The organism is Pseudomonas laurylsulfatiphila, assembly GCF_002934665.1.
GTDB lineage: Bacteria > Pseudomonadota > Gammaproteobacteria > Pseudomonadales > Pseudomonadaceae > Aquipseudomonas > Aquipseudomonas laurylsulfatiphila.
The window spans coordinates 32580-43362 of sequence record NZ_NIRS01000011.1; the positions used below are offsets into that span (position 1 = coordinate 32580).

Genomic DNA, 10783 nt, shown 5'->3' on the forward strand with positions numbered 1-10783 from the left:
TGCGCAGACGCTGGGCGTTTTGCTGTCCGGCATCGCTAGTTAACGTCACGGATCAGGCGCCATGCCTCATCCCAGGGCAACGGTTGTTTCATCCGCTCGGCAAGCATCGCCATGGCCCGGTCCATCTCGCAGGCTAGCGCCGCCGACACCACGCCATTTTTTCCGAACAGGCCTATGAAGGGCGGATCGTATGGGTCGCCCTTGAACTCGACCTCATCCCAGGCCTCGGCGTGCCCGAGGTAGTCGTAGGTCTTGCCGAAATGCCAGGTCCAGAAAAACGGCACGTCGAGGTAATGCTCGTCCCCGCCCAGCATATTGGCCGCTGCGATCCGCGCCTGTTGTTGGGCCAGTCGCCAGTGTTCGATGCGCACGTATTGGTTGTTCAGTGGGAAGGTGGCGATGTCGCCAGCCGCCCAGAGGCCGTCGGCCACGCGCATTGCGCCGTCGACACGCAGCGACTGATCCTGCTCTTTCGCCAGCCCGGTGAAGGCGGCGGTGGCCGGCGTGACGCCAATGCCGACCAGCACCAGATCGGCCGCCAGGCGTTGGCCGTTGTCCAGACGCACGGCTTCGACCTTGTCCGTTCCTTCGATCTGCGCCGCATTGCCCTGGGTATGAAACATCACGCCATGGGCTTCATGCCGCGCGCGAATGGCCTTGCCGACCGTTTCGCCGAACTGTTTGGCAAAAGGCACTACGTGGTGGGCCAGCACAGTCACGTCCAGACCAAGCTGGCGCAGGGACGAGGCGGACTCCATGGCAATGAAACTGTCGCCGATGATCACCACCCGTTGGCCGGCGCTGGCGCTGTGCAGAATCTGCTGCGCATGGGCTCTGGAACGTAAAACGAACACCTGCGGCAAGTCGGCGCCGGACAGCGTCAACAAGTTGGGTATGCCGCCGGTGGCCAGCAGCGCGGCATCGTAGGTCAGTGATTGGCCGTCAGTCAGCTGCAGTGTGCGGTTTGATGCGTCCAGGCTGGCGACTTCGCCCTGCAGGCGCTCGATCCGCTGCTCGCGGTAAAACGCCTCGTCGCGCAGCGGCGGGACCTCCTGCGGCGGCATTTCCCCGGCGATCACGTATTTGCTCAGCGCGGTGCGGTCGTATCCGGCATCGGCTTCGCGGTCGATCAACAGCACCCGGCCACCGAAACCTTTCTCGCGCAACGCCGCGGCTGCCGCCGTGCCTGCCGCGCCAGCGCCAATAATGATGAAGGTTCGTGGATCGTCGGCCGGTGGCGTGTGGGCGTCCGATAATGGCTGGTCGCCGACCCAGATGTCGCCGTCACGGACTTCGAGGGGATAGCGCTTGAGACTGTCCAGGGCCGGCGGTTCACACAGGCCGCCATCCTCGATCCGAAACTGCGCCTTGTGCCACGGACAGGTCAGGCGACCGTTGCATACCGCACCGTCAGCCAGCGGGGCGCCGGCATGCGGGCATTCGGCCTGATAAGCGCGAAGTTGCTCACCGGCCCGCAACAGGAGAATCTTGCTGCCCTGGACTTGCACTTCCAGACCCCGGTCTTCGGGCACATTGGTGACACGCGCAACGCGATGCAGAGTCATGATTGCTCTCCAGACAGACGTTTACTTATGAGTCTGGTGCTTATCGCGAGGTTCAGCCAATTCCCCCCTGCCACGGCGTGAACGGTCCGGCTATAGTTTGCACGCCGACGACGGCCCAACACGCACAAGGTGCTCCGGTATGACCCGATTGACCTCAATCAACGCTTGGCTCGCAGCCGCCGCTGTCGCCCTTTGCGTGCAGTTCCCGGCTCAGGCCCAGGAACGCTTCACCCTGAACATTCCCGGAGTTTCCGATGACCGTCTGTTCACATCGGCCGCTGCGAGCGATTCCGCAGGCTGTGGCGGACACAACATTTCCCCGGCATTGAACTGGAACACCGGCCCGGCCGCCACCCAAAGCTACGCCATCGTCATGCACGACCCGGACGGCCAGAAAGGCCAGGGCATCGATCAGTGGGTGCATTACGGCATCAAGGCCGGCACCCACCAGATCCCGGCCGGTGCCGGAAGCAAACCCGGCCTCGAGGGCGTTGGCGGTACCAACAGCAAAAACACCACCGGCTACATCGGCCCTTGCCCGCCCGTTGGCGACAGCGCGCACCACTACATCATCCAGATCTACGCCCTGGACCTGGCCCCGGACGCCTTGCCCGCCGGCCTGACCCGTGCGCAGCTGCTGGAAAAAATCAAAGGTCACGTCCTGAGAAACAGCAGCGTGGTGCGGCGCTATCACCGCTAAACGCGGATTTGCAGAAAACTGAAGTGCGCAGCATGGCGGGGATTTGGCATCCGCCCCCGAAAGCGCGCACTATCAGGCCATAGCCGATGCGTTGGAGGATGCCGTGGCAAAAAAAATCGACCGCATCGCCCAAATGCTCAACTGCCCGCAAAAGGGTGAGGAACTACGGCGAGCGATTACCGAGAGTCGCAAGGATTTTCTGCTGAACCAGCCGGAAGAAGACGTTGTTGAAGACGAAGACCTTGAAGAGGCGTTTTTCGAGGACGACGAGGATGATGATGAGTACGACGAGTTCGACTGGACCACAGAATGAAAAAAACCGCCTTTGGCGGTTTTTTTTGGGTCCAGGCAAAAGCCCTGATGTGCTGTGACTGGCGTACTTACAAGTGTCAGAGCCCGTTGGGGAGAAACTTGGTTGCGCCGCTGACATCATCGATTTTCTTGATGCGAAAGGCTTTCAGGCAAGTTTCGTCGCGGGTGTTGGGGTCGGAGCAATATTGCTTGATGAAATCGGCAAAGATCAAATCCTGGCCATTAACGGTGAGGACGCGCTTGTAATACTCACCATTGATGCCTTGGGCTTGACGACTGTCAGTCATCTCCTGATCCACCACCAAGCGTCCGTGCAGGTCGACAGCTGGAACCTGGGCTTTGGGATCTTCTTTGGAACAGGCGCTCAGGAGCAGGCCTGCGGCAATCAGCGTACATAAACGCAGCATGGGAATTCATCTCTGATAACGGATACCCCGGACCGAGGTCCGGGGCAGATCGATAGGAAGATTACTCGCCGAACAAGCGGCTGGAGCGATTGACTTCAGCCTTGCCGGAATCTTCCAGCAGAGACTTGGCACCGGAGGTCACATTGCGTGCCGAGTCGGCTTCAGACTGGATCACATCGGTGCGTGCCGCGCTGTCACGCAACTCCGCATCGATGTAGTCGTTGGCGCGTGCGGTGCGCGCGCGTTTCGCCTGTAGTGCCAGGCGGCGCTCTTCCAGCTCCAGTGCGCGTAGCTCGTCTTCGTAGCCTTCTTCACGGGTTTGAACACGCTTGTGTTCAAGTTCCTGTGACTTGCGCTGCTCAAGGGCCTTTTGCTGCGCAGCTTGCTGTGCCGCTGCCCGTTGCCGACGATCAGCAGCGATACGAGCATCCTCGCGTGCCCGTTCGGCTGCCGCCTGGCGGACGCGTTCGGCCTGAGCGGCTGCTTCAGTCTGTTTGGTCTGCTGTTCGACTTGATACAGGCTGTCGAACTGGTTTGCCAATGCCGGCAGGGTGAGCAGTGCGAGGGCGGAGCCCAGAACAATATGTTTCATGTCCGACCCCTTAGCTCTTCTTGGGTTCTGGACAGGTCGCATTCGGCTGAATGCGTGTTTCGTTGGAGACCGTCATCACCATCAGGGAGATTTCGCCAACCTTGAACTCACAAGGGCGACCCACCTGGGCAGACGTGTAGATCTTGCCGCTTTCGGAATAACCAATCAGCACGCCCGGTACCAGGGTGGTGTCATTGACCAGCGAGCCTGCCATGGCGCCTGCAGCGCCACCGGCGACACCGCCGACAATGGCCGTGTCAGTGTTTTTCGTGTTGCCCAGTGCGGCACCACCGATCAGACCCAGCACCCCGCCCGCCATCATGGCGGCTTTTTTGTTCTTTTCGTTGCTGACTTTTATCTTGCTCGGCGAAATCGTAAGGATTTTTACGGTTTTAGCTTCCTGCTGGCTGTTTACCTGACTGGCGTCGAATACATCTGCTTGATACTCCTCACCGGACGTTTGGCAGCCAGCAAGAACAGCAGCAATCGAAAGCACCAGGCAGCGTTTTAACATCATCATTTCCAATATCTCTATGAGCGTAAGAAATCCCGAGCGGGACAATCCATTGTGATTTGAGGCAATGTGCCACTATTCTAATCAAACTGAAGAAGGTAAGGCCAAGAAAAGTTTGGAGCGAGGGAGGAGCAGGTGTACCAGGCAGGAGCCGGGTAGCGCGTCGTTATGCGCAACGTTCGGGGGGGAGTTTCTCTAGAAGGGTGGCCGCATCCAGGACGGCGAACACACGCCCACAAAAAAGCCCCAGACCCATAAGGCCTGAGGCTTTCTCGTTACAACGTATGGTGCACCAGGCGGGATTCGAACCCATCAATGGTATTCACCCAGAATCTAGGGGCCCGAAGCAGGGCTGATACGGCAGTGTCACACCTTAGTGGGGCTGGTGGATGTCCCACTACGTTATCCATCGACTCGACGAGAGGCAAGCCACAAAATTTGTACCGGCAGCGTTAAAGTTTTACCTATTGGTATCCGATGTTACTCGTACACCCCGTTCATCCCATCTAGAGGCATCAATGCTGGTACTACTCATTTTTACCGCAATAGTTTTTTTGGCCGCGTGCGTTTGGGGCTTCTCTCGCTACAAGTCAGGGGTATGGGTTTGGGTGGATTGCCTGTATTACCCATTGGCCGCAATCGGGGTTATTTTGCTTTTTCACAACAATAGCGGCCAGCGGCAAGAGATCGAGGCGATACAGGACAAGCAATTACTGCAGCAGCAGTTGGTGAGGGATATCGCCAATCAACCTCGTGTCCACATCGATATCGATTCGACTCTATATTCGAGTTACATCACCTTAATAGGAACAATTCCTGGGTTGGCTGCCGTTTGCACTGAGGCGAGCTCATCAGCAGCCTGTAATGCGGCACTGAAGCTTTCTCCGATGATCAAAAAATTCCTGGATAGCGCCAATGCGGATGCTGAGCTGCCGGTAGAAAAACGCTTGCTGAATACCTGCAACGCAGCGGAGTCGATGTTGCTGGAGCTTGAAGCGTCCGGCGAGCTACTACCGTCAACTTCTCGCGAACTGATAGGCAACTACAAAGCGATAGCCCAAAAAAATATGGGTTTGGGGGCAGCGTATGAAGTCGATCGTGCCAATGAGGTAATAAAAATCGAAAGCCAGTCTGAGCTGAGAGCTCTCGATAAAGGGGGGTATCTTAATGCTGAGGCCGGCGACTTTTTTAGAGAGGTGATGAGTGTGCAGATCAATAACGCAACGATCATACTCAAGGGGCTGACACCATGTCTAGAAACACGAAACAGTGAGCTTCAGAAACTGAATGAATGGACAGATAAAAAACTCACTACAGAGCAACGTATCCAGGAGTTCAACCAAATTATAGAAAAAGCTAAGACCGTCGTTGATCTCGGGCTCTATAGTTTTCAGTTGAAATTATGGCCTTTTTTTCTAGTGCTGGCCTTGGCGTTGAAATTTGGTAAGGCGGTTTTTGGAGTTAACGAGCAATGCAAAGCCGCACTCCGGAAGCTCAGAATCCTTTGGGATAAAAGAACGCATACCAAGTCAGTTCAGAGGCAAGATTAGGCCTGAAATCTGTTTGCCTCTGCGGCGTAGGGAGGAGGGAATTGCTGAGACTTTCGGGTCGAGAGACGGTTCAGTGGCTTCTTGGCCGGGCCGAATGCTCACGATCAATCCTCCCCAGCTTCTTCACCCAGACTCAGCCAGTCGTGGACGTTGTATCGGATGTAATCCTGCGCATCGAGCATCGTGAAATCCTGCAAGGGAGTCACTTCTGCTTCTCCCAAAATCAGACCTTCATCATGATGAGGGTTCGCAGCTAGAGCGTCGGCCAGCTCAGCTTGAAGCGTGGGCAGCTGGCGAACAAACTCTCGTTTTACCAGAAAACGAAAGCCAATTTCATATGGCTCAGTAGTGGCATCGAGTTCGGTTTTTGGGAAAAACGAGACCCATGCGCTATCCAGATACTGAGCATTTTTTTCCAAAAACGCATCGACCTGAACGCCGACTCCAAAAGGGGTATTGTCGTCGTTATATTTTTTGAGTCGCTCAACGAGCTTATCCGGCATCGCGACACGCGTATAACCGTGGGCAAGCCAATAGACGAGTGTGCCGCGCTGATCCTGATCTAAGCGTACGCCGTCAGGAGACCGCTCTAGAGTAGGCAGCAATGACCTTGAAGTCCAAACCCGGCGCTGCAATTTCAAATCAAGGAAAAGTTTTTCCCCTAGCGGTATTTGAAGCTGACGAGGGTTAAGGGCGTTCAGATATTTGCCAAAAGGCTTTTTCTTGACAAGTTTACAAGCGATCCATTCGACAATTGGCGCGTCGGCGTATTTTCGTGCGTGGACCGTGCACGAATGGGAAACCAGCACCCAATGCGTAGGCAAGTTGCCGTCAAGCTGGTTCGCAATGACGGCATCAGGGATGTGCGGAGCTAAAGCGTCACTAAGGACGACATCTCCTTGTAGCCACTCTTGACGGCTAATCTCTTTGACTACGTCATCAAGATCAGGCATTTGAGCCTGCGTCTTGAGAATTAGTTTTTTCTAGCCGAGCAATAGTCTTCTCATCACGTTCACGCAGTTGCTGGGCTTTGCCTGCCAGCTCGAGAATGAGCTCACGAACAGCTTTTTCGCCTCCCGCTACCCAGCCTTCATCAGACAACACATCTTGGATCAGTCGGCCATCTGCTGTTGGGTAAAACAGCGCGCGTTGGATGTAAGAAATATCGCGTGAGCTAATCTCGCCCAGGCTTTCTGCAAGGGCTCTCACCCGGTCAGGGTTATCTGCCACAGTTTTCTTGGTTCGCCAGTTGTAAATCGTCTGACGGGATACCCCAAAAATCTCGCCAAGCGAATTATCAGAAAGGCCGAATTTCTTACGAAACTGGTCAATCAGTGTAGGCGTTACGTTTTCGTCGACGACGTCATTAGTGTGAACCTGAACCCACTGCATGCGCGGTGACACTAGCTGAGCGCTGGCGCCGGAGCTGATAGGCCTCGCCTCTACAATGCGGGCCTGCTGAACGTCATAGCCAATGTCTTGCAGCGGAACGGCTGCCATCAATGCAGCAAGCGGCATCGCCAAAAGAGGATTTGACGTGCTGGTGGCGGTTCTCGGGTTTAGCTCCGGCCGAACCCACATGCTAGGGTTTGGCAAGTTCGCCCGTTCTCTGCCTGTCCATTGACTAACAGTTTGTCCGTTCATTTTTGCTCATTCCATATTTGGAAAGCATGCTCCGTCGCTACATCCCGAAAGGCTGTATTAGCTATCGTGTGTAGGTGCTTAAGCCTAAGGCTAATTTCGTCGTGCGACAAACGCTCAGTAATAGGTAGTGGCCAGTACGCATCTGTATCAAGTAGCGCACCATTAGCACTTAGAGGCTGGACAGCTGATGGTAGAGCCTCAAACCGCTGACCAGACGCCTGTTGGCGGGTCTGCCTTGCTATCTCAAAAACGAAGGCAGGTTCATTTAAATCGTCTGGAACCCACATACCTGGCTGGCGCCAGCATCTAATATGCAAGAATTCTGGGTCAAAATGATAGGTAGTGGTGGATACGCCTAGAGGTATTTTAGGCTCCGTTCCCTTTAGCTTGGATATTGCTTCGTTTTGCAAAGGGAGTAACGCTTCTGGGAGATAGTCTCGAAGCGATTCACCTTCAAGTGGCTCGACCCGGTCAACGTAGCGCATCCCTATGCCAGCTACATCTAACCCACCCGTCTCACGCAATACGGCGTCCACGCATCTGCTAAATAGATCCGCATGGCGATCAAAATGTAGGTAATCCATGCTTTGCAAAATTAAGTAGTCTTGAGACAGCACGCACGCGTTCTGAAGCTCCTTATCAAGGAATGCCCACGAATTCGGCTCAGATGCCTGAGGCGCTCCCGGCACCCCTTTGATCATCTGAAAAAATTCTGGCAAGGAGCTCCGTATAGCATGGTGAATCGCAGGCACCAGCTTGGGCATCATCAGTACCGGAGAGAATCTCAAGACGCTCAACGCATAGATTAGTGGTGCCTTGCGCAGCACACCTTCTCGCTCAGTCATGATATCTCCTCAATAGACGCCCAATTGGGCGCGCATCCTACCCCATTTGACAAAGCATTTGACAGGTTCTGTATAGCATAAGGACTAGGGGTAGCAAATATATGTCGTGTCGATTGCGAATCCTGCGGGCTCACGACTAGGGAGGCTAAGGTCAAATTGGAGTCGGATTTACTAAGCGACGAGCCAAGCCCCTATCCCCTTGTAGAAGTTTTTTGCCTGCTGCGTGAGCTTCTGAGTGGCGTAGTCCGGGCGGCTTTTTCGTCCCCGTTGTGTTGTCAGCTTGATAGCTGTGATGGCGTATTCTTTGATGCAGTAGACAGCCCACCAGCGGGCGCTCCAAGGCTGTTCTATGTGTACCGCAAGGTTGTTGTAGCGTTGCCTGTAACCTTCAGCCAGCGCGCTTCTGAGAGCTTTCGTAACCTCATCTACCCTGTCGTCCGGGATGGTTAGCGCTCCGTGGATGTGGAGAGGATGATTTTCAGTGCTGCCGGTATGGTTGAGTTCCAGGTTAAAGGCTAGATCAGTCTCTATGCCCAGCTTCGCGAAGGTTCGCTTGATGATCTCAGCGAGATAGTTTGCAGGGCTGTGGAGGAGCGATCATCGCTCAGCCTCACTCATAGTGAGAGCGGATATGAGTATCTGTTTCTCTGTTGGCGGGTTTAGGTGCCCGCTCATCCCGGATCGACCCGCAATGACAAACCATTTTTGGCAGCATTAAACGGGCCAGGCAGATTGTTCCAGACCTACTCTAGGGGCCTGAGGAGCTCATGAGCTGCCATACCCAGAGCATTGGCGCAGCGCCAGATGTTGTAGATCGTGACGTTTTTCTCTGATCTTTCGATCATCCCGATGTAGGTTCTATGTACGCCAGCACGCTCAGCGAGCGCCTCCTGAGAGAGGCCAAGCTCTAAACGCCTACGGCGGACATTTTCGGCGAATACAGCAACGAGAGGGCAGTCATAAGGCTTGATAGTCATGCTTGCAAATTTGGCTGCCTGCATACTATCGTTCGACATACTATGATTAGCATTTCGCTAAGCAGGTCCATCTTCCCCCTGACAAGGAGCGTCTCTGATTGTCCCTTCTTGCCGCTTTATCTTTGCTGCACTTTTGGCGCTGGTGTACAGCGCCATGCAGGTCGCCTCAACTAATGATGAAAAATTATTACGAGCCATGCGGCCATGCTCAAACGGTGGCAGGATTTGAGGGGTATGCGGCTTGCTGGGCTAGGCTGGTGAAGAAATTATACTTAACTAGGAGTGCGTATGTTTTTCTTGAAGATGCTCTTGTGGGGGCTTGGGGCCGTTGGTGTTTTGTCTATCCTGATTGCATCCATTACCTCAGCAATGAAGACTAAGAGCGAGGATGGTACGTCTTCATTTTTGATGATGGTGTTTATGATAGTGGTCGTCTGTCCTCTTTATATTTATATCATGCCGGAGGATTCCGATGCTTCGAAGCCAAAGGTGTATGCTGCCGCTAAGGTCGAGGTTGATCCTCTGCTTGAGGCCCGTCGAGAAAGAGCTAGGGAAATTGATCGGGAGAACAGGCGCATGGAAGAGTATGCCGACAGCGAGCATAAGAAACTTTCAGCAAAGTCTACTAAGGTTGCAGTGAATCCTTCCTCTGTTAATGGAATGGCTGAGTACCGTTACTATCTGAAGAGCGGGAAGATTGTTTCTTGCTTGCGAGGTTTTGATGGTGAGGTTTTGGCGTTCAACTGTACTAAGTATAGCTTTGACTGATGGTGGTTTAGCTATCCTATGGCATCAGTGTGGACTTAAAGCCACCCCCGGAAAGCTAATCCCTTCAGAGCAACGGTTCAGCTTTGGTTATATCAATTGCATTCCTGCGGGCTGAGGCATATGGCACAGCCTCAAACCGCCTGTTACATGCGTAAGCGCCCCCTCTATACCCAAAGGGTCAATCGTCGTGTCAGCGGCCCTCTGAGAGCCTTCTAGAGGGTTCTGGCCTGCCCCGCTAGGGCTGCGAAAGCTGCAGCTCTATAGTCGAGCTAAGTGGCAAGCCAAGTTCTCATAGACTCATAGAGTTCTCTGCCTGCGTTGGTCGCTGATCGGCTCGCATAGTCCGGGTTGGATTGCAGGCAGTGGGCGGTAAAGTCGAACTCTTTGATGCTGTAGGTGGCCCAGGCTCCCGGAGTTTGAAGCTCACTCACTACAATGGCTTTATTGTCTCCACGCTGGCGATAGCCTTTTATCGGGCGGGCCAGTTTCAAGTTTTGTTTCGGAGCCAATAGCTCTTGGATGGTTTGAATAGAAAGGGCAACCGGGATGCGAGCGATGCCATGAATGTGGAAACCATGGTTTTCTTCGCTGACACTGCAGAGAAACTCTGTGATAAAGGCGAGGTCCCTGATCCCTAAAGTTCTGATGAGAGCTGAGAGGTAGTCTGTAGGTCCTTTTTTAGCTGACAAGGCAGCATCTGCCACTTCGTGTCCGAGCCGGAATGTAAACGCTTGTGCGTCAGGCATTAGTGCGAATCCTAGAAAGCTGAAAGCTTGCTTTGTTGTTGCCGCTGACCGAAAACTGACCCAGTAATGGCTGTTCTGCCGACTGAAAACTGACCCAGGTGTTCAACTGCTTCTGCTCACTTTTCGAGCAGGAGAACACAGGGTGATCAGCATGGAAATGTTG

The 10783-nt window shown here is 54.3% G+C and carries 13 protein-coding genes; 4 read left to right on the forward strand and 9 right to left on the reverse strand.

Translation table 11 applies throughout. The features are described 5' to 3' along the window. Window positions 1-35: 35 nt before the first annotated feature. Window positions 36-1565, reverse strand: a complete 1530-nt coding sequence (locus tag CD175_RS30735) for an FAD-dependent oxidoreductase (RefSeq protein ID WP_104451606.1) — start codon at window positions 1563-1565, stop codon at window positions 36-38. 139 nt (window positions 1566-1704) lie between these two features. On the opposite strand from CD175_RS30735, the gene CD175_RS30740 reads away from it, so the two are divergent. Both CD175_RS30740 and CD175_RS30745 read left to right on the forward strand, forming a co-directional pair. Continuing rightward, the gene (locus CD175_RS30740; RefSeq protein WP_104451607.1) at window positions 1705-2265 is read left to right on the forward strand and encodes a YbhB/YbcL family Raf kinase inhibitor-like protein; all 561 of its coding nucleotides are present in this window, start codon (window positions 1705-1707) and stop codon (window positions 2263-2265) included. 43 nt (window positions 2266-2308) lie between these two features. Beyond that, entirely contained in the window at window positions 2309-2578 is a 270-nt protein-coding gene (locus tag CD175_RS30745) for a hypothetical protein (RefSeq protein ID WP_240629038.1), read from the forward strand. Window positions 2579-2654: 76 nt separating this feature from the next. Here CD175_RS30745 and CD175_RS30750 read toward each other — a convergent pair whose 3' ends face one another. The 3 genes from CD175_RS30750 to CD175_RS30760 all read right to left on the reverse strand — a co-directional run bounded on the left by CD175_RS30750 (window position 2655) and on the right by CD175_RS30760 (window position 4096). Then, on the reverse strand, window positions 2655-2984 hold the full coding sequence (locus CD175_RS30750; RefSeq protein WP_104451608.1) for a hypothetical protein: 330 nt from the start codon (window positions 2982-2984) through the stop codon (window positions 2655-2657). Window positions 2985-3045: 61 nt separating this feature from the next. Next, entirely contained in the window at window positions 3046-3576 is a 531-nt protein-coding gene (locus CD175_RS30755) for a DUF5384 family protein (RefSeq protein ID WP_104451609.1), read from the reverse strand. 10 nt (window positions 3577-3586) lie between these two features. Next, on the reverse strand, window positions 3587-4096 hold the full coding sequence (locus CD175_RS30760) for a hypothetical protein (protein ID WP_102700142.1): 510 nt from the start codon (window positions 4094-4096) through the stop codon (window positions 3587-3589). A gap of 512 nt (window positions 4097-4608) precedes the next feature. Here CD175_RS30760 and CD175_RS30765 point away from each other — a divergent pair. Then, a complete protein-coding gene (locus tag CD175_RS30765) occupies window positions 4609-5640 on the forward strand; it encodes a hypothetical protein (protein ID WP_104451610.1) in 1032 nt (343 codons plus the stop codon). Window positions 5641-5744: 104 nt separating this feature from the next. Here the strand turns inward: CD175_RS30765 and CD175_RS31490 are convergent, their stop codons facing one another. The 4 genes from CD175_RS31490 to CD175_RS30790 all read right to left on the reverse strand — a co-directional run bounded on the left by CD175_RS31490 (window position 5745) and on the right by CD175_RS30790 (window position 9145). Beyond that, window positions 5745-6593 (reverse strand): hypothetical protein, encoded by an 849-nt coding sequence (locus CD175_RS31490; protein WP_205886366.1) that lies wholly within the window; start codon window positions 6591-6593, stop codon window positions 5745-5747. After that, a complete protein-coding gene (locus CD175_RS30775) occupies window positions 6586-7284 on the reverse strand; it encodes a transcriptional regulator (RefSeq protein ID WP_104451611.1) in 699 nt (232 codons plus the stop codon). Before CD175_RS30775 ends, CD175_RS31490 begins: the two co-directional genes overlap by 8 nt. Further along, window positions 7281-8129, reverse strand: a complete 849-nt coding sequence (locus CD175_RS30780) for a TIGR04255 family protein (protein ID WP_104451612.1) — start codon at window positions 8127-8129, stop codon at window positions 7281-7283. The genes CD175_RS30775 and CD175_RS30780 overlap by 4 nt, the downstream gene beginning before the upstream one ends. Window positions 8130-8872: 743 nt before the next feature. Further along, on the reverse strand, window positions 8873-9145 hold the full coding sequence (locus CD175_RS30790) for a helix-turn-helix domain-containing protein (protein ID WP_420849165.1): 273 nt from the start codon (window positions 9143-9145) through the stop codon (window positions 8873-8875). Between the two features lie 249 nt (window positions 9146-9394). On the opposite strand from CD175_RS30790, the gene CD175_RS30795 reads away from it, so the two are divergent. Beyond that, window positions 9395-9874 (forward strand): hypothetical protein, encoded by a 480-nt coding sequence (locus tag CD175_RS30795; RefSeq protein WP_104451613.1) that lies wholly within the window; start codon window positions 9395-9397, stop codon window positions 9872-9874. Between the two features lie 269 nt (window positions 9875-10143). Here the strand turns inward: CD175_RS30795 and CD175_RS30800 are convergent, their stop codons facing one another. Beyond that, window positions 10144-10620 carry a hypothetical protein gene (locus CD175_RS30800; protein ID WP_104451614.1) on the reverse strand — a complete coding sequence of 159 codons (477 nt, stop codon included), beginning with the start codon at window positions 10618-10620 and terminating at the stop codon, window positions 10144-10146. Window positions 10621-10783 lie beyond the last annotated feature (163 nt).